This is a genomic window from Streptomyces sp. SDT5-1 (assembly GCF_052245995.1).
In the GTDB taxonomy this organism is placed as follows: Bacteria; Actinomycetota; Actinomycetes; order Streptomycetales; family Streptomycetaceae; genus Streptomyces.
This window is the reverse complement of sequence record NZ_CM125963.1, coordinates 5,236,944-5,255,687: the sequence shown is the minus strand read 5'-3', so window position 1 is coordinate 5,255,687 and position 18,744 is coordinate 5,236,944. Positions and strand designations below refer to the sequence as shown.

Here is an 18,744-nt window from a genome sequence, read left to right as displayed (position 1 = left end):
CCCAGAACGCCGTGCACGCCAAGGACGCTGCCGAGCGCCGTACCGCTCGCCTTGAAGAGCTGGCGACGGAGCGGGTGGACTTCCGCTTCAAGGGGCTGCCTCCGGAGGCGGACGGCGCGACGGTCGGCGAGCTGGCCGCCCGCCGCCTGAACCTCTTCACGGACGGCTTCACCACGCCCGTCCTCGCCCTCTCCGCCGAGCGTCTGGAGCACAACCTCGCGCTCATGGAGGCCTATTCGGCCCGGCACGGCCTCGCCTTCGCCCCGCACGGCAAGACGTCGATGGCCCCACAGCTCTTCCACCGGCAGATCGAGCACGGCGCGTGGGGCATCACCCTCGCGGTGCCGCACCAGGTGCGCGTGGCGCGGGAGTTCGGCATCGAGCGGATCTTCCTGGCGAACGAGCTGGTCGACGCGGCGGCACTGAAGTGGCTCGCCAAGGAGCTGGACGCCGACCCGTCCTTCCGCTTCGTCTGCTACGTCGACTCCGTGCGCGGCGTGGAACTGATGCAGGCCGCGCTGGCCGAGGCGGGCGCCGGCCGTCCCGTCGACGTGGTCGTGGAGCTGGGCGCGGGTGACGGCGCGCGCACCGGGGCCCGCTCCGAGGCGGACTGCGCGGCGGTCGCCGACGCGGTCGCCTCCTCGGACAAGCTGCGGCTCGTGGGCGTCGCCGGTTACGAGGGCGAGGTGCCGGAGGCCGACGGCGAGCGGGTGCGCGCCTGGCTGCGCCGGCTGGTCGCGCTCGCGGCGGACTTCGACAAGGCGGGCCGCTTCTCCGGGCTCGACGAGATCGTGGTGAGCGCGGGCGGCTCCGCGTGGTTCGACGCGGTGGCGGACGTCTTCGCCGAGATCCCCGAACTGGGCGCGCCCGTCCTGAAGTTGCTGCGCTCCGGCGCGTACGTCTCGCACGACGACGGCCACTACCGGCACCTCACGCCGTTCAACCGGGTCCCGGAAGAGGGCGCGCTCGAGCCGGCGTTCCGCCTGTGGGCACAGTTCGTGTCGCGGCCCAACGACGGGCAGGCGTTCACCAACGCGGGCAAGCGGGACGCCGCGTACGACATCGACCTGCCGGAGGCGCAGGTCGTGCGGGACGCGCGGACGGGCGAGGTCCGGGAGGCCACGGGTGTGGCGGTGACGGGGCTCTCCGACCAGCACGGGTGGGTTCGCACGGAGCCGGGCGCGGACGTCGAGGTGGGCGACTGGCTCGGCATGGGCCTCTCGCACCCGTGCACGTCCTTCGACAAGTGGCAGCTCATTCCCCTGGTGGAGTCGGACGGCACGGTCGTGGACTACATCCGCACGTTCTTCTAGGCAGTCCGCGGCCGCCGCCTCACGGACGTCGGCCGCACCCGACTTGGGCAATCGCCGCCTTGGGCGGCGGGTGGGCAAGGCGGCCCCCGGTGCCGCGCACCGACACGACGGCCCCACCACGGCACCGCCACGGGGCTCCGCCCCGGACCCCGCTGCTCAATCGCCGCAGGGGCTTGATTTTGCCCACCCACCGCCTGGGGCAATGTGCCGCAGGGGCTTGAAACAAGAGAGGCACCCCTCATGGACCTGGTCATCCGCGACGCGCGCGTCATCGACGGCAGCGGCGGCGCGTCCTACCGAGCCGACGTCACCGTCGACGACGGCCGCATCGCCGGGATCACCCCGGAGGGGACCGGCCCACGCCCCACCGCGACGCGGACCGTCGAGGCCGAAGGACTCGCGCTCTCGCCCGGTTTCATCGACATGCACGCGCACAGCGACCTCGCTGTGCTCCGCGACCCGGACCACAGCGCGAAGGCCGCCCAGGGCGTCACCCTCGAAGTCCTGGGCCAGGACGGCCTGTCGTACGCCCCGGTCGACGACCGCACGCTCGCCCAGGTCCGCCAGGCGATCACCGGCTGGAACGGCGACGGCTCGGACATCGACTTCGACTGGCGCACGGTCGGCGAGTACCTGGACCGGATCGACCGGCAGGGCATCGCGGTGAACGCCGCGTACCTCATCCCCCAGGGCACCGTCCGGATGTACGCCGTCGGCTGGGACGATCGCGACGCGACGCCCGCCGAGCTGGACCACATGAAGCGGCTCGTGGCCGAGGGCATGGAGCAGGGCGCCGTGGGCATGTCCTCCGGGCTCACCTACACCCCGGGCATGTACGCGAAGGACGCCGAACTCACCGAGCTGTGCCGCGTGGTGGCCGAGTACGACGGCTACTACTGCCCGCACCACCGCAGTTACGGCGCCGGCGCCCTCGACGCGTACCGCGAGATGGTGGAGCTGACGCGCAACGCCGAATGCGCCCTGCACCTCGCGCACGCCACCATGAACTTCGGCGTGAACAAGGGCAAGGGCGTCGACCTGCTCGCCCTCCTCGACGAGGCGATCGCGGGCGGCGCCGACATCAGCCTCGACACGTACCCGTACACGCCGGGCGCGACGACGCTCGTGGCGATGCTGCCGAGCTGGGCGAACGAGGGCGGCCCCGACGCCACGCTCGCGCGCCTGAAGGACGACGCGACCGCCGAGCGGATCCGCCACCACGTCGAGGAGATCGGCGCGGACGGCTGTCACGGCGTGCCGATCGAGTGGGACAGGATCGAGATCTCGGGCGTCTCCGACCCGGGGCTCGCCTCGTGCGTCGGCAAGACCGTCGCGCAGGCCGCGGACGAGCGCGGCGAGGCGCCGTGGGTCACCGCCCGCCGCCTGCTGATCGCCGACAAGCTGGGCTCGACGATCCTTCAGCACGTCGGCCACGAGGACAACGTCCGCGCGATCATGCAGCACCCGGTGCACACCGGCGGCAGCGACGGCATCCTCCAGGGCTACAAGCCGCACCCGCGGGCGTACGGCACGTTCCCGCACTACCTCGGTCACTACGCGCGCGACCTCGGTGTCATGTCGCTCGAGGAGACGGTCGCGCACCTGACCTCGCGTCCTGCCGCCCGGCTCCGGCTCCCCGACCGCGGCCTGGTCCGCGAGGGCTACCGCGCCGACCTGGTCCTGTTCGACCCGGAGACGGTCGCGGCGGGCTCCACGTTCGAGGCGCCGCGCACGCTGCCCGTCGGCATCCCGCACGTCCTCGTCGACGGCAAGTTCGTGATCGAGGACGGCAGGCGGACCGACGTCCTCGCCGGCCGTTCGGTGCGCAGGACCGTCAAGGGCTGAGCGGCCGCCGTCACTTGGGGCCCTTGCCGGCCCCCGGTGAGGCGTTCCCCCGGCCCGGCTTGTTCTCGGAGTTCCCGCGGGCCGGAGCGGTGGTGGATGCCGTGGCCGTCGGCGCCGCGGTCGTGGTCCTCGACGGCGAGCCGGTCGGAGCCGCGGCCTTCCGCTCCTCCTTCCCCTTCGGCGACGCGCTCGCCGTGCCGGTCGCCGCGGCCGACGGGCCGGGGCTCGACGCGGCGCCGGTCGGGTCGGGAGCCGGAGCGGTCGACGCGGGCGCCGAATGCTCGGCCCGCGGCTTCTTGCCGTCGTCGTCGCCGCTCCAGGGCAGCGGACCGCCCGCAGGCCCGGCCCCGAACAGGCCGGTCACGACGGCGCCGAGGAAGACGACGCAGACCCCGCCGAGCGCGATGCCACCGACGCGCATGAGGCGGCGCCGCCGTCCGGAGCCGTCGGCGAACACGGCCCTGCCGCGCGCGTGCGCGGGCCCCTTGGCCGGTACGGGCGGGAGCGGCGCCGTGTCGCCCGAGGCGTCGGCCGGCTCCTGCCAGCCGTGCGCCGCGGCCGGATCGACGTACCCGTCGTACGCGTGGGCCGCCTGTTGCGGGTCGTACACGACCTCGGGCACCACGGGTTCGGCGCCTCGGTCGGGTTGCTTCCAGGACATGAGGGCGAAGTGTAGGGACTGTGACGGTCCGCGGGACAGCCGTCGGCGATACGTCCACAGACCGCGCGAAATGACCTCAACGCACCCCGTGCGGACGGAACTGGACACTGATCCGGCCCCCGGCGGCGCGCGCCGACTTGGGGATCGCGTGCTCCCACGTGCGCTGACAGGAGCCGCCCATGACGATCAGGTCGCCGTGCCCGAGCGCGCGGCGCACCACCGGGCCGCCGCCGACGGGACGCAGCGCCAGGTCCCGCGGCGTCCCCACGGAGAGGATGGCGACCATGGTGTCCTCGCGGGCGCCGCGCCCGATCCGGTCGCCGTGCCAGGCGACGCTGTCCCGGCCGTCCCGGTAGTAGCAGAGGCCCGCCGTGCTGAACGGCTCGCCCAACTCCCGCGCGTAGTGCGCGGACAGCGCGTCCCGCGCCGTGTCGAGCACGGGGTGCGGCAGCGGCTCCCCCGCCCCGTAGAACTTGAGCAGGCGCGGCACGTCGACCATCCGCTCGTACATCTGCCGCCGCTCGGCCTTCCACGGCACGGCGGCGGCGAGCTGTTCGTACAGCGCGTCGGCGCCGCTCAGCCAGCCCGGCAGGACGTCGATCCAGGCGCCGTCGCCGAGCACGGTGCGGCGCACCCCGGCGAGCGGGCCGAGGGTCATCTCCTCGGCCTGGTCGAACAGCGAACCCTGAAGCATGCCTCCACCGTAACCAATCTTTCGAACATATGCTCGATCGGCGCGCGGCGTGGCCCATCTCACCCGCCCCGCGGACCCGCCCCATCCAAGCCGCACCCACCCCGGAACCCGCCGTTCCGGAGGCATCGGGCACCCCGTGCCACCGCTTCCGAAACCGGGGCGGCCGAGGGCGCCCCACCGGGCGACAAAGGGTGCGCGACATCCCGAAACGCGGCCGTAAAGTTTGGGGATGCAGCTCATCCAGTCGACCAAGCTCTCCAACGTCTGCTACGAGATCCGTGGCCCGGTGCTCGAGGAAGCGATGCGGCTGGAGGCAGCAGGGCACCGCATCCTGAAGCTCAACACCGGCAACCCGGCGGCGTTCGGCTTCGAGTGCCCGCCCGAGATCCTCGAGGACATGCTCCGCAACCTCGGGGACGCGCACGGCTACGGCGACGCCAAGGGCCTGCTCGCCGCCCGGCGCGCGGTGATGATGCACTACCAGACCCTCGGCGTGGAGACCGACGTCGAGCACGTCTTCATCGGCAACGGCGTGTCCGAGCTGATCGTGATGGCGATGCAGGGGCTGCTCGACGACGGCGACGAGGTCCTCGTCCCCGCCCCCGACTACCCGCTGTGGACGGCCGCCGTCTCGCTCTCCGGCGGCACCGCCGTGCACTACCGCTGCGACGAGCAGGCGGACTGGATGCCGGACCTCGCGGACGTGGAGCGGAAGGTCACCGACCGCACCAAGGCGATCGTCATCATCAACCCGAACAACCCGACGGGCGCGGTCTACAGCGACGAGATGCTGCGCGGCCTCACCGACATCGCCCGCCGCCACAACCTGCTGGTCTGCTCCGACGAGATCTACGACAAGATCCTCTACGACGACGCCACGCACACCCCGACCGCCGCCATCGCGCCCGACCTGATGACGCTCACCTTCAACGGCATGTCGAAGGCGTACCGGGTGGCCGGTTACCGGGTGGGCTGGATGGCCATCTCCGGCCCGCGCGCGCACGCGGAGTCGTACATCGAGGGCCTGACGATCCTCGCCAACATGCGCCTGTGCGCGAACATGCCGGGCCAGCACGGCGTCGTCGCCGCGCTCAGCGGACGGCAGACGATCGGCGACCTGGTGCTGCCGGGCGGCCGTCTGAAGGAGCAGCGGGACGTCGCGTACGAGCTGCTGACGCAGATCCCCGGCGTGACGTGCGTGAAGCCCAAGGGGGCGCTGTACCTCTTCCCGCGGCTCGACCCGAAGGTGTTCAAGGTCAAGGACGACCGGCAGATGGTGCTCGACCTGCTGCGGGCCGAGAAGATCATGGTGGTGCACGGCACCGGCTTCAACTGGCCGGAGCCCGATCACTTCCGCGTCGTCACACTGCCCGACACCCGGCAGCTGACAGAGGCGGTCACCCGGATCGGGAACTTCCTGGACGGCTACAGCCAGCCGTGACGAGGCCGCGCGCCCGGCCGGGACGCGCCCCAGTTTGGACCGGTTCTAATTTAGACACGATCTAAGGTACGATGGAGGCCAAGCTGACACGCATGCCTGGAGGCCCCCCATGTACGAGCCGATCCGCACCAAGTCGGTCCACTCGACGGCGGCCGACAGCGGCGAATTCCCGCACCGCTCCCGCGAGGAGGAGCTGGACATCCAGCTCGCCGGGCACCTGAGCGCGCTGCTCGCCCTCACCGACGAGCTGCGCGCGCTGGGCCCCGCGGCCGACCTGGACGAGGCGGCCGACGCGCTGGCCGCGCAGGTCGCCCGGCTGCGCGGCGGCCACGCGCCGATCCGCTCGGCCGTCGCCGCCGCGGTCCACGAGCCGCACGCCGCCGCGCTGCACCAGCGGGCGCACGCCCTCGCGGGCCGCGCCCTGGTGGTCGCGGCGTCCCGCGCGGACACGGCGGCCGCGATCCTCGCGGCGCAGCGCATGGAGGCGCACGCCGCGGCGGGGGACCTCGTCGCTGTGTGACCGACGGACACCGAAGAGGACGAAGAGACGAAGAAGGGGCGCGGCCCACGGCCGCGCCCCTTCTTCATGTCGTCCGGTCCTAGCCGAGCCGCTCCACGAGCTTGCGGTACTCGTCCCACAGCTCCGTCGGCGTGTGGTCGCCGAAGGTGTTGAAGTGGGCCGGGACGAGCGAGGCCTCGTCGCGCCAGGCCTCCTTGTCCACCGTCAGCAGGAAGTCCAGGTCGGCGTCGGCCAGTTCGAGGCCGTTCGTGTCCAGGGACTCCTTGGTCGGCAGGATGCCGATCGGCGTCTCGACGCCCTCGGCGCGGCCGTCGAGGCGGTCCACGATCCACTTGAGGACGCGGGAGTTCTCACCGAAGCCGGGCCAGACGAACTTGCCGTCCGCGTTCTTCCGGAACCAGTTGACGTAGTAGATCTTCGGGAGCTTGGCCTGGTCCTTATCCGCGCCGACCTTGACCCAGTGGGCCATGTAGTCGCCCATGTTGTAGCCGCAGAACGGCAGCATGGCGAACGGGTCGCGGCGCAGCTCGCCGACCTTGCCCTCGGCCGCTGCGGTCTTCTCGGAGGCCACGTTGGCACCGAGGAACACGCCGTGGTTCCAGTCGAAGGACTCGGTGACCAGCGGCACGGCGGAGGCGCGGCGGCCGCCGAAGAGGATCGCCGAGATCGGCACGCCCTTCGGGTCCTCCCACTCCGGCGCGATGATCGGGCACTGCGAGGCGGGCGTGGTGAAGCGGGCGTTCGGGTGCGCGGCCGGGACGCCGGAGTCCGGGGTCCAGGAGTTGCCCTTCCAGTCCGTGAGGTGCGCGGGCGTCTCCTCGGTCATGCCCTCCCACCACACGTCGCCGTCGTCGGTGAGCGCGACGTTCGTGAAGACGGAGTTGCCCCAGAGGGTCTTCATGGCGTTGGCGTTCGTGTGCTCGCCGGTGCCGGGCGCGACGCCGAAGAAGCCGGCCTCGGGGTTGATCGCGTAGAGGCGGCCGTCCTCGCCGAACCGCATCCAGGCGATGTCGTCGCCGATCGTCTCGACGGTCCAGCCGGAGATCGTGGGCTCCAGCATCGCGAGATTGGTCTTGCCGCAGGCGGACGGGAAGGCCGCGGCGACGTACTTCGACTCACCCTGCGGGGGCGTCAGCTTGAGGATCAGCATGTGCTCGGCGAGCCAGCCCTCGTCGCGCGCCATGACGGACGCGATGCGCAGGGCGTAGCACTTCTTGCCGAGCAGGGCGTTGCCGCCGTAGCCGGACCCGTACGACCAGATCTCGCGGGTCTCGGGGAAGTGCGAGATGTACTTCGTGGAGTTGCACGGCCACGGCACGTCGGCCTCGTCGGGGCCGAGCGGTGCGCCGAGCGTGTGAACGGCCTTCACGAAGAAGCCGTCGGAGCCCAGCTCGTCGAGGACGGGCTGACCCATCCGGGTCATCGTGCGCATCGACACGGCCACGTAGGCCGAATCGGTGATCTCGACGCCGATCGCGGACAGCGGCGAGCCGAGCGGACCCATGCAGAACGGGACGACGTACATCGTGCGGCCGCGCATGGAGCCGCGGAAGATCCCCCCGTTCCCCTCGTTGCCCTGGAAGATCTCCCGCATCTCGGCGGGGGCCTTCCAGTGGTTCGTGGGGCCCGCGTCCTCCTCCTTCTCGGAGCAGATGAACGTACGGTCCTCGACCCGCGCGACATCGGTCGGGTCGGAGGCGGCGTAGTACGAGTTGGGGCGCTTGATCGGGTCGAGCTTCTTGAACGTGCCCTTCTCGACGAGCTCTTCGGCGAGGCGCTCGTACTCGGCATCGGAGCCGTCGCACCAGACCACCCGGTCCGGCTGCGTCAGTTCGGCGATCTCGTTGACCCACGAGATCAGTTCCTGGTGGTTGGTCGGCAGGGTGTCCAGGGAGGGAGCCGCGATGTCGCGCGCCACGATCGCTCCTAAATGAGGGGTTCTGAGGTTGATGCCCCGTGGGGGCTGCGACCCGGACGCTGCGCCTCCCAATCCACTGGAGCTCAGTGGGCGCTCATCCGGTGCCGACCGCACTCATTTGATCATCCGACCGAAACGCCCATATGTCCAGGGGGCCTCACAGGTGAGCGAAGTGAGCATCACCACTCACCGGGTCCGTTACCTACGGTCGCGTAGGTACCATGCCCGGATGAGCGTCGCCACCGAGCAGCCCGAAGTCCCCGTCTCCGTACAGCCGTCGGCGCTGAAGCCGAGACTGCGCGGCTGGCTGCACGCGGGAATGTTCCCGGCCGTGCTGATCTCCGGGCTCTTCCTCACCGCGCTCGCCGACTCCACGCGCGGCCGGGTCGCCTGCGGCATCTACGTGCTGACGGCCTGCCTGCTCTTCGGCGTGAGCGCGCTCTACCACCGGGGCAACTGGGGGCCGCGCGCGGGCGGCGTCCTGCGCCGGCTCGACCACGCCAACATCTTCCTGATCATCGCCGGCACGTACACGCCGCTGACGATGCTGCTGCTCCCGGGCGCCAAGGGGCAGTGGCTGCTGTGGGGCATCTGGGCGGCGGCAGCGGCCGGGATCGTCTTCCGCGTCTTCTGGGTCGGCGCCCCGCGCTGGCTCTACACGCCCTGCTACATCGCGATGGGCTGGGCGGCCGTCTTCTTCCTGCCGGACTTCATGCAGAAGGGCGGCATCGCGGTGCTCGTCCTGGTGATCGTCGGCGGGCTGCTCTACAGCGCGGGCGGCGTCATCTACGGCATCAAGCGACCGAACCCCTCGCCGCGCTGGTTCGGCTTCCACGAGGTCTTCCACTCGTTCACGCTGGCGGCGTTCGTCGTCCACTACGTCGGGATCTCCCTGGTGGCGTACCAGCACGCCTGACGCCTCCCCCACCCCTTCCAAGGGCCGCGACCTCCCGTCGCGGCCCTTTTTCGCGCGCCCGCGACCGGCACATCTTGACAGTAACCATGAAATGAGAGTTACTCTCATTTCATGGTTACTGTCAGCAAAGATCCTCGGCGCTGGTGGGCCCTCGGGGCCCTGGTCGCGAGCATGCTGGTGCTCGGTTTCGACATGACGATCCTCAACGTGGCGCTGCCGACGATCGCCGGATCGCTCGGCGCCACCACGGGCCAGCAGCAGTGGATGGCGGACGCGTACATCGTGGTCTTCGCCGCCCTGATGCTCCCGGCGGGACTGCTCGGCGACCGGTTCGGGCGGCGCCGGATGCTCGTCGGAGGGCTCGGCGTCTTCCTCGCCGCGTCCGTGGTCGGCGCTCTCGCCGACGACGTGACCTGGGTGATCGTCGCCCGTGCCCTGATGGGTGTCGGCGCCGCCCTCGTCATGCCGCTCGCCCTGTCCGTGATCCCCTCGCTCTTCGCCCGCGAGGAGCAGACGAAGGCCATCGGCGCGATCTCGGCGGCCTCCGCGCTCGGCATGCCGCTCGGACCGATCATCGGCGGCTGGCTGCTCGACCACTTCTGGTGGGGCTCGGTCTTCGTCCTGAACGTGCCGATGGTCGCCATCGGCATCGCCGCCTGCCTGATCCTGCTGCCGGAGAGCCGGGACCCCGCCGCGCCCCGCGTCGACACCGTCTCCACGGCGCTCACCGCCCTCGGACTCGGCGCCCTCATCTACGCGATCATCGAGGGGCCCGAGAAGGGGTGGACCGCGCCCGTCGTCATCGGCGGATTCGTGGCCTCCGTCGTCCTGCTCGGGGCGCTCGTCGCGCGCGAACGGCACAGCGAGCGGCCCATGCTCGACCTCTCGCTCCTCGCGCACCGCGGCTTCCTCACCAACACCCTCGTGGCGACGCTCGGCATGTTCACCCTCGCGGGCGTCCTGTTCCTGCTGCCGCAGTACCTGCAGGCGGTGCTCGGCACCGACTCGTTCGGCACCGGGGTGCGGATGGTGCCGATGATGGGCGGGATGCTCGTCGCGGCGAAGCTCGCACAGCCACTCGTCGCCAGGTTCGGGGCGCGGTCCGTGGTCGGCGTGTCCCTGGTCGTCCTCGCGTTCGCCGCGTTCCTCGGAGCGCGCACCACCGTCCACTCCGGCTACGGCTTCACCGCGCTGTGGCTGTCGATCGCCGGCCTCGGCATCGCCTTCGCGATGATCCCCGCGATGGGCGGCGCCATGGGCGCGCTCGCCAAGGACCAGGCGGGCCGCGGCTCGGGGCTGCTGTCCACGGTGCGGCAGACCGGCAGCGCGCTCGGCGTCGCCCTGCTCGGCGCCCTCGTCTCCGGTACGTACACGTCCAGGATCGTCACGGCCGGGCTGCCGGACGCGGCGGCGGACGCGGCCCGCGACTCCGTGATCGGCGCGCACGTCGCCGCGGGAAGGCTCGCCGATCCGGCGCTCGCCGCCTCCGCCGACAGCGCGTTCGTGCACGGCATGGACCTCGCCCTGGCCGTCATCGGCATCGTCGCGCTCGCCGCCGCGCTCCTGACGGCGCTGCTGCTGCCCGGCGCGGCGAAGAACGAGCCCGTACCCGGTCCGGAGGTGGCCCAGGTCGGCGCGGATGCCTGACAATGTGTGCCATGGCCGCGTCTGCACAGAAGCCCGCGGAGCCCAGGATCGGGCTCCGCGAGCGCAAGAAGCTCAAGACCAGGACCGCGATCCGGGACGCCACGTACCGGCTGATCGCACAGCAGGGGTACGAGGCGACGACGGTCGAGCAGATCGCCGAGGCCGCCGAGGTCTCCCCGTCCACGGTCTTCCGCTACTTCCCGACCAAGGAGGACATCGTCCTCACGGACGAGTTCGACCCGATCCTCGAGCGGGAACTCCTCAAGCGGCCGCACGACGAGCCGATCGTCGACTCCGTGCGGCACGTCGTCGACCACAGTCTCGAACTCGCCTTCGCGGACGAGGACCCCGAGATCACCCGGCTGCGGCTGCGCCTCCAGGTCGAGACGCCCGCGGTGCGCTCCCGGATGATGGAGTCGATGTCCGTCACCGGCCAGTTGATGTGCCGGGTCATCGCCGAGCGCACCGGCAGGGACGCCGCCGACCTCGAAGTCCGGGTCTACGCCATGGCGTTGGTCGGCGCCCTGATGCAGGCCACGATGTACTGGGCCGAGCACGACCACCAGGACGACCTGCGCGAACTCGTGCTGCGCGCCCTCGACACGGTGCAGCACGGGCTCTAGCGCCTCCTAGACGCGCAGCGCCTCCTCCAGGTCCTCCACCCCGGTCACCGGCGCCTCGCACACGAAGCGCCGGCACACGTAGGCGGCCTCACGGCCCTCGACGCGGGGGCGGTCGGTCAGCAGCGGGAGTTCGCCGCTGCCCTCCTCCCCCGCCGCGACGACGGCGCCCGGGGCGGTGTCGGTGAGCGCCGCGTGGTGCATCCGGCCGCCGACCTCGCCCACGACCGCGACCTCGCGCGGACCGTCGAGCAGCGCCTCCGCGACCGCGAGCCCGTTGCCGATGAAGCGCGGCGCCCGCGGTCCGAGCGCCTTGACGACGCCGAGGGCGCGCTCGGCGGCCGTGCGGTGCGGGTCGGAACCGGTGTGCGCGGCGTACGACAGGAGGGCGCCCGCCGCGGCGGTCCAGCCGGACGGCGTGGCGTTGTCCGTCGGGTCCTGGGGCCGCCGGATCAGCTTCTCCGCGTCGGCGGCCGTGTCGTACAGCGCGCCGCTCTCCGGGTCGGTGAACCGGTCGATGACGTGGTCGAGCAGGAACCCGGCGAACTCCAGCCACACGCCCTCGCCGGTCACCGACGCCAGCGCGAGGAAGCCCTCCGCGACGTCCGCGTAGTCCTCGAGGACGCCCGCGTTGGCGCCGACGTGCCCGTCCTTGCTGGTCCGCGCGAGCCGCGCCAGCGGATCCATGTGCAGCCGTACGAGGAGGTCGCCCGCGCACACCGCGGCGTCCACGAGGTCCTGTCGGCCGAAGTACGCGCCGGTCTCGGCGAGCGCCGCGATCGCCAGCCCGTTCCACGCGGCGACGACCTTGTCGTCCCGGCCCGGCGCGGGTCGCTCGGCGCGGGCCGCCGTCAGCCGCCGCCGGATCGACTCGACGCGCCCGCCGTCGAACACCTCGTCGGCCTGCGGGAGTTGCAGGACCGATGCGCCCTCCTCGAAGGTGCCCTCGTCCGTGACGCCGAAGTACCGGGCGGCCACCTCCGCGTCGGCGTCGCCGAGCACCTCGGCGAGCTGCTCGGGCGTCCACACGTAGTACGCGCCCTCGACGTGCCTGCCGCTCGCCGGGTCCTCGCTGTCCGCGTCGAGCGCGGAGGCGAACCCGCCCTCGTTCGTCCGCAGCTCGCGCACCATGAAGTCGGCGGTCTCCAGCGCGACCCGCTTGGCGAGCTCGCTGCCCGTCGAGCGCCACAGATGCGCGTACGCCCGGCACAGCAGCGCGTTGTCGTACAGCATCTTCTCGAAGTGCGGCACGGTGAACTCGCGGTCCACCGAGTACCGCGCGAACCCGCCGCCGAGCTGGTCGTAGATCCCGCCGCGCGCCATCCGCTCGCACGTGTCGGCGGCCATCTGGAGCGCGCCCTCGGCGCCGGTGCGCGCGTGGTGGCGCAGCAGGAACTCGATCACCATGGACGGCGGGAACTTGGGCGCGCCGCCGAAGCCGCCGTACGTCGCGTCGTACTCGCGGGTGAGCCCGAGCAGCGCCTGCGCCAGCTCGTTCTCGCCGGGCAACTCCGTGTTCCCGTACGGCAGTTCCCGCGCGGCCAGGTCGGCGGTGATCTTCCCGGCGACCTCGGTGACCTCGCCGTGCCGCTCGTTCCAGGCGTCCCGCACACCACCGAGCACCTGCGGGAACGACGGCATGCCGTGGCGCGGCTCGGGCGGGAAGTAGGTGCCGAAGTAGAACGGCTCGGCGTCCGGCGTCAGGAACACCGTCATCGGCCAGCCGCCCTGCCCGGTGGCCGCCTGCACCGCCTCCATGTAGACGGCGTCGACGTCGGGCCGCTCCTCGCGGTCGACCTTGATGTTGACGAAGTTCTCGTTCATGACGGCGGCGGTGCCCGCGTCCTCGAACGACTCGTGGGCCATCACATGACACCAGTGACAGCTCGAATACCCGACGCTGAGCAGCACCGGCACCCCGCGCCGCCGCGCCTCCGCGAAGGCCTCGGCCGACCAGGGCCACCAGTCCACCGGGTTGTCGGCGTGCTGGAGGAGGTAGGGGGACGTCTCTTGGGCCAGTCGGTTCGGCATGCCTCCCATCCTCGCTCATCGGGGTTCCGGCTCGTGGCTCTGATCGCCGGGACCCTCGCGCCGACACCCCATACGCAGCACACTTGACCCGTACTGTCGCCACCGGAGGGGGACCGAAGATGCGGGACAGCCATCGGGCGGAAGCCGAGAGGCTGTTGGCTCGGGCCGTGGAGGAAGAGGTCAGGCGTTCGGGTGGGCGCGCGGACGGGGCGGTGCTCCTGTCGCGGGCCAAGGGAGCGCTCGACGCGATGGGGCGCAGCGCGGCCGACGAGTACGACGCGTTCACCCGCGCGCTCGACGAGGCCGACGCGGGGCGGATGACGTTCGGGCAGCGGTTCGCGCGGGAGGGCGGGTCAACGCCGCTGATGGTGGCGGGCGTTGGCGCCGTGACCGCCTGTGTGGCGGATCTGGTGCTGGGCGCGGGGACCGGGACGGCGGTGGGCGCGGGTGTCGCGGTCGCCGTGCTCGGTTCGGCGGCGACGGTGGCGAAGGTGACCGCTTCGCACCTGCCCGCCGCGAGCCGCAGCGCCGGGGCGAGGAACCAGCCGGGCGGGCCCGAGCAGCTGCGGTTGCAGTGGCTGACGGCGCTCGAGGTGCGGGGCATCCGTCCGTTCCTCGACCAGCAGCGGGTGCTGGCGGCGAGCACGGGCACGTCGAAGAAGTCGGTGGGGCCGCAGCTGCGGCGTACGGACAAGAGCGCGGCGGCGCGGCGGCGCAGTGTGCTTGAGCAGTCGTTCGGGCAACTGCCCGAGCCGGAGGGCCCGTTCGCCGGGCGACGGGCCGCCATGTCGCAGATCGCGCAGTGGGTGCACGCGGCGCGGGCCAGCACCGAGACCCGGCCGACCGTGGTGGTGCTGCACGGGGACCCGGGCGCGGGGCGCACGACGCTCGCGGTGCGCGCGGCGCACGAGCTGCGCGACCAGTTCCGCGGGGCGTGCGTGGTGGATCTGCGGGGCGACCGCCCCGACACGCCGCCGCTGCCCACGCGGGACGCGCTGCTGCATCTGCTGAACCGGCTCGGCGCGCCGCGCGAGCAGTTGCTCTTCCGTGAGCGGTCCTCGCAGGATCAGCAGGTCAAGCGGTTGAGCGAGCTGTACCACCAGCATCTGACCGGGCTTCCGGTGACGATCGTGCTCGACGACGCGGCGAGCGCCGAGCAGGTGCGCACGCTGGTGCCCGAGCGCTCGGACAGCCTGGTGATCGTCACGTCGCGTGAGCCGCTGGAGCTCGGCGACGACACGCCGGCGTGGGTGCACCATCTGCCGGTGCGGGCGCTGGACGCGGCGGGCGCGGAGGAGCTGCTGCGGGACGCCGCGGAGGACGCGAGCGGCCCGTACGACGCCGAATCGACGGATGCCGTACGGGAGTTGTGCGGGGGTCTGCCGCTGGCGCTGCGGATCGCGGGGTCGGCGATCGGCCCGCGCACGACGCGGCAGCTCGCCGCCGATCTGGGGGCGTACGGGCCGGTGGACCCGGTGGAGCGGGTGCTGTGGCTGCGCTACACGGACCTCTCGGAGCAGGGCAGGCGGCTGCTGCGGCGGCTCGCGCTCGCGGGGCGGGCCTCGCTCGGCGCGGCGGCGGCCGCGGCGCTGCTGGCCACCGGCACGTCGGACGCGAAGCAGCAGCTGACGGCGCTGGCCGGGGCCGGGCTCGTCGACCATGTGCGGGGCAACAGGTACCGGCTGCACGATCTCGTCCGCGCGTTCGCGCAGGCCCGCCTCGCCGACGAGGAGGAGCCGGCGGAGCGCACGGCCGCGCAGGAACGCCTCATCCAGAACTACGCGGATCTGGCCGACTCGGTGATCCGCCTGGTCGACGGCAACATGTCGACGCGCGCGGGCCAGACGGGTCCGCACGGTTTCACGTCCCTCGACGCGGCGCTGCGCTGGCTGGACGACGAGTCGAGCTTCATCACGGCGGCGCTGCGGCACGCGGAGGGCGTCAACCAGGACGCGGTGCTCGGCCTGCTCGGCGCGCTGTGCGACTACTGCCTGCTGCGCGGCGACCTGTACCGGCTCGGCGAGATCCAGGAGCTGACGCAGTCCATCGACCAGGGGCTGCTGATGCGCTCGGTCCAGTGGCGCACGGGCATCGCGGCCCGGCAGCTCGGCGAGCTCGACAAGGCCCGTACGACGCTGACGTCGGTGGTCGACCTGTACCGCGAGGCGCACCACCGGGCGGGCGAGGGCCGCGCCCTGTGTTCGCTCGGTATCACGCTGCACCACCAGGGCCAGCTCACGGAGGCGGCGAACCGGCTGCGGGAGGCGCTCGACCTGCAGACGACGCCGGAGACGAAGGGCGACCGCGGCTGGACCCTGCACGCGCTGGCGGCGGTCGAGCGGGACCGGGCGAACGTACGGGAGTCGCTCGCGCTGCTGACCGACGCGTTCGCCCTGCACCGTGAGAACGAGTCGCTGCACGGCGAGGCGTGGGCGCACTTCCAGCTCGGCCAGCTGTGCCTGCGGATGGGCAATGTGCCGCGCGCGGAGGAGGAGCTGCGGGAGGCGCTCGATCTGTACGGGCAGACGCGGGACGGTCGCGGTCAGGCCTGGGCGATGACCGAGCTGGCGCGCGCCCGGCTGATCGACGGCGAGGCGTCGGCGGCGGTCGACGGGCTGCGGCAGGCGGCGTCCCGGCACCGCGAGAACGAGGACGCGCGCGGTGAGGCGTGGACGTACTACTACCTGGGGCAGGCCCTGGAGGAGACGGGCGACCTCGACAAGGCGGTGCGGGAGCTGGAGCGCTCGCGCACGATGTTCTCGCGGATGCGCGACGTGTACGGGCTCGCCTGTGCGCGGCACCACTCGGCGCGGGTGACCCGTGACGAGCGGGCGGCGCAGACGGGTTCGCTGCGCAATTCCGGGTTCGCGCGCCAGCTCCTGGTGGACGCCCGCGCGGACTTCCAGCGGATCGGGGTGCCGCACGGCGAGGCGTGGACGTGTCTGGAGCTCGCGGTGGTGGACGCGGGCAACGCGCGGCTGGCGCAGGCGATGGAGCTGTGCGAGGAGGCGGCGCGGGTGTTCGCCGGGTACGGGGACCGGCGCGGCGAGGACTGGGCGACCTTCCTGCGCTGCACGCTGCTGCCGTACGCGTCGCCGGGCGGCTCGGAGGTCGGCACGGCGGTCGCCCAGGAGGAGCTGTCCCAGCTCGCCGCGGCCACGCATCCGGCCCGTGACGGCAAGCTCGACGACTATGTGGAGGCGTACCAGCTGCTGCTCGAGCGGGGCGTGGACCTGGACGCGGGATGGCAGGCCTGGCGGCTCGGCATGGTGCCGAACCGGCACGCGCGGGACGTGATGGGGGTCGTCGAGGGCGCGCAGCGCTCGTAGCGACGCCGCGCCCGCCGTGGACATGCCAGACGGGGGCGCGGCACCGTTCGCACCGGGGCCCCGCGTCCGCTCGGGCGCGGGGCCGAAGGCGTGGTCAGGCGGACGTCGTGCCGGCGTCCTTGCCGCTCGCCGCACCGGCGGGCTCGTCGGACTTCTCCTTGAAGTCGACCTTGCCCATGTGCTTGTTCATCGACTTCATCAGGCCCCAGACCGCGACGGCCATCACGGCGAAGACGATGAAGCCGAGCACGCCCGGAGTCACCTTGTTCTCGTCGACCTCCTTGGCGGCAAGGGGGACGAGATGGGTCAATGCCAGATTCGCGTTCACATCAGGCATTGTGTCGGATGCCCGCGAAGAGGTCGTCCTCGGGGATGGAAGTCTCGACGAGGGACCGCGCGAGCTCGTACTCCTCGGTCGGCCAGACCTCCTGCTGGATCTCCATCGGGACGCGGAACCAGCCGCCGTCGGGGTCGATCTGCGTGGCGTGCGCGATCAGCGCCTTGTCGCGGATCTCGAAGAAGTCGGAGCACGGGATGTGCGTGGTCAGCGTGCGCTCGACGCGCGCCATGTCGTCCCAGCGCTTGAGCCAGTCCCCGTACGGCGACTCCATGCCGCGGTCGAGCAGCGCGTTGTGCAGCGCCTCGGTGCGCGGGCGGTTGAAGCCCTGGTTGTAGTAGAGCTTGCGCGGCTGGTAGACGGGCCCGAACTCGTCCTCGGGGTACTTCTCCGCGTCGGCCGCGCCGTCGAAGGCCACCATCGTGATCTTGTGGGTCATGATGTGGTCGGGGTGCGGGTAGCCGCCGTTCTCGTCGTAGGTCGTGATGACCTGCGGGCGGAAGGAGCGGATCTGCTTGACCAGCCGGCCCGCCGCGTAGTCGACGTCCTCGAGCGCGAAGCAGCCCTCCGGCAGCGGCGGCAGCGGGTCGCCCTCGGGGAGACCCGAATCGACGAATCCCAGCCAGTCCTGCTTGACGCCGAGGATCTCGCGCGCCTCGTCCATCTCCTTGCGGCGCACCTCCCGGATGTTCTCCTCGACGTACTTGTCGCCCTGGAGCTTCGGGTTGAGGATGGAGCCGCGCTCGCCGCCCGTGCAGGTCACGACGTGCACGTCCACCCCCTCGGACACGTACTTGGCCATGGTGGCCGCGCCCTTCGACGACTCGTCGTCGGGGTGGGCGTGAACGGCCATCAGTCGCAGCTGCTCAGTCAAGACAAGTTCCTCGGTGAGTTATATGGGCGCCCGGGTTCCATCGGTGCAATGGGCGGCTTCTATAGTGACGGAACCGGGGGGTGGAAAATTCCGGTGCCCTGGAACATGCCGGGCGACGCGAGAGGAACTGGCCGATGAGCGCCGTGCAGCAGCTGCCCGAGGGCCGATACGGATCCTCGCGCTCCGCGGACGCCCGCGCCGACCGCAAGCTGAAGATCACCGGAATCGTGCTCGCCGTCCTGTTCGGCGCGCTGATGGTCTGGTTCGGCTGGTACTACGTCGTCGGCGGCAGCAAGTTCAGCGGCGAGGTCATCGCCTTCGACACGAACAAGAACAACGTCAAGGTGCACCTGGAAGTCCGCAAGGACGCCGACACGGCCGGGTACTGCACCATCCGCTCCCAGGACGCCGCGGGCGCCGAGGTGGGCCGCGCCGACTTCCGTTTCGACCAGAAGACCGAGCGGATCGACAAGATCGTCACGCTGAAGACCACCGGAAACGGCACGACGGCGGAACTTCTGGGCTGTCACGCCGAGTGACGTCCTCCCCCTTTTACGTCTGAATTGTTAGGCTCGTGGTTTCGCCCACTCAGTAGGGA

At 71.7% G+C, this 18,744-nt stretch carries 15 protein-coding genes; 9 read left to right on the top strand and 6 right to left on the bottom strand.

Annotation, left to right across the window (positions count from 1 at the left end; translation table 11 throughout):
* Positions 1-11 precede the first annotated feature (11 nt).
* Together ACTWJ8_RS24395 and ACTWJ8_RS24390 are read left to right on the top strand one after the other, a co-directional pair.
* Positions 12-1,313: an amino acid deaminase gene (locus ACTWJ8_RS24395; protein WP_443264981.1), complete on the top strand. Its 1,302-nt coding sequence runs from the start codon at positions 12-14 to the stop codon at positions 1,311-1,313.
* 240 nt (positions 1,314-1,553) lie between these two features.
* A complete protein-coding gene (locus ACTWJ8_RS24390) occupies positions 1,554-3,158 on the top strand; it encodes an N-acyl-D-amino-acid deacylase family protein (RefSeq protein ID WP_443260268.1) in 1,605 nt (534 codons plus the stop codon).
* A gap of 10 nt (positions 3,159-3,168) precedes the next feature.
* Here ACTWJ8_RS24390 and ACTWJ8_RS24385 read toward each other — a convergent pair whose 3' ends face one another.
* Positions 3,169-3,819, bottom strand: coding sequence for a hypothetical protein (locus ACTWJ8_RS24385; RefSeq protein ID WP_443260267.1), 651 nt, complete (start codon positions 3,817-3,819; stop codon positions 3,169-3,171).
* A 76-nt stretch (positions 3,820-3,895) separates the two neighbouring features.
* Positions 3,896-4,513 (bottom strand): alpha-ketoglutarate-dependent dioxygenase AlkB, encoded by a 618-nt coding sequence (locus ACTWJ8_RS24380; RefSeq protein WP_443260266.1) that lies wholly within the window; start codon positions 4,511-4,513, stop codon positions 3,896-3,898.
* A 229-nt stretch (positions 4,514-4,742) separates the two neighbouring features.
* Between ACTWJ8_RS24380 and ACTWJ8_RS24375 the strand changes: the two genes are divergently transcribed.
* The gene (locus ACTWJ8_RS24375) at positions 4,743-5,954 is read left to right on the top strand and encodes a pyridoxal phosphate-dependent aminotransferase (protein WP_356374397.1); all 1,212 of its coding nucleotides are present in this window, start codon (positions 4,743-4,745) and stop codon (positions 5,952-5,954) included.
* 109 nt (positions 5,955-6,063) lie between these two features.
* Positions 6,064-6,474 carry an SCO4983 family protein gene (locus ACTWJ8_RS24370; protein WP_356374399.1) on the top strand — a complete coding sequence of 137 codons (411 nt, stop codon included), beginning with the start codon at positions 6,064-6,066 and terminating at the stop codon, positions 6,472-6,474.
* 79 nt (positions 6,475-6,553) lie between these two features.
* Here ACTWJ8_RS24370 and ACTWJ8_RS24365 read toward each other — a convergent pair whose 3' ends face one another.
* Entirely contained in the window at positions 6,554-8,392 is a 1,839-nt protein-coding gene (locus ACTWJ8_RS24365) for a phosphoenolpyruvate carboxykinase (GTP) (RefSeq protein ID WP_443260265.1), read from the bottom strand.
* 229 nt (positions 8,393-8,621) lie between these two features.
* Between ACTWJ8_RS24365 and trhA the strand changes: the two genes are divergently transcribed.
* The 3 genes from trhA to ACTWJ8_RS24350 all read left to right on the top strand — a co-directional run bounded on the left by trhA (position 8,622) and on the right by ACTWJ8_RS24350 (position 11,578).
* Positions 8,622-9,308 (top strand): PAQR family membrane homeostasis protein TrhA, encoded by a 687-nt coding sequence (gene trhA / locus ACTWJ8_RS24360; RefSeq protein ID WP_356374405.1) that lies wholly within the window; start codon positions 8,622-8,624, stop codon positions 9,306-9,308.
* A 111-nt stretch (positions 9,309-9,419) separates the two neighbouring features.
* Positions 9,420-10,955, top strand: coding sequence for a DHA2 family efflux MFS transporter permease subunit (locus ACTWJ8_RS24355; protein ID WP_443260264.1), 1,536 nt, complete (start codon positions 9,420-9,422; stop codon positions 10,953-10,955).
* A gap of 11 nt (positions 10,956-10,966) precedes the next feature.
* Entirely contained in the window at positions 10,967-11,578 is a 612-nt protein-coding gene (locus tag ACTWJ8_RS24350; RefSeq protein ID WP_356374409.1) for a TetR/AcrR family transcriptional regulator, read from the top strand.
* A gap of 6 nt (positions 11,579-11,584) precedes the next feature.
* On the opposite strand, the gene ACTWJ8_RS24345 is transcribed toward ACTWJ8_RS24350, so the two are convergent.
* The gene (locus ACTWJ8_RS24345; protein WP_443260263.1) at positions 11,585-13,606 is read right to left on the bottom strand and encodes a thioredoxin domain-containing protein; all 2,022 of its coding nucleotides are present in this window, start codon (positions 13,604-13,606) and stop codon (positions 11,585-11,587) included.
* Between the two features lie 119 nt (positions 13,607-13,725).
* Between ACTWJ8_RS24345 and ACTWJ8_RS24340 the strand changes: the two genes are divergently transcribed.
* On the top strand, positions 13,726-16,935 hold the full coding sequence (locus ACTWJ8_RS24340) for a tetratricopeptide repeat protein (RefSeq protein ID WP_443260262.1): 3,210 nt from the start codon (positions 13,726-13,728) through the stop codon (positions 16,933-16,935).
* Positions 16,936-17,029: 94 nt separating this feature from the next.
* On the opposite strand, the gene ACTWJ8_RS24335 is transcribed toward ACTWJ8_RS24340, so the two are convergent.
* Both ACTWJ8_RS24335 and mca read right to left on the bottom strand, forming a co-directional pair.
* Positions 17,030-17,272 carry a hypothetical protein gene (locus tag ACTWJ8_RS24335; RefSeq protein WP_356374414.1) on the bottom strand — a complete coding sequence of 81 codons (243 nt, stop codon included), beginning with the start codon at positions 17,270-17,272 and terminating at the stop codon, positions 17,030-17,032.
* A complete protein-coding gene (gene mca, locus ACTWJ8_RS24330) occupies positions 17,265-18,146 on the bottom strand; it encodes a mycothiol conjugate amidase Mca (protein WP_356374416.1) in 882 nt (293 codons plus the stop codon). Before mca ends, ACTWJ8_RS24335 begins: the two co-directional genes overlap by 8 nt.
* 134 nt (positions 18,147-18,280) lie before the next feature.
* Here mca and ACTWJ8_RS24325 point away from each other — a divergent pair, with 134 nt between their 5' ends.
* Entirely contained in the window at positions 18,281-18,685 is a 405-nt protein-coding gene (locus ACTWJ8_RS24325; protein ID WP_356374418.1) for a DUF4307 domain-containing protein, read from the top strand.
* Positions 18,686-18,744: the final 59 nt, after the last annotated feature.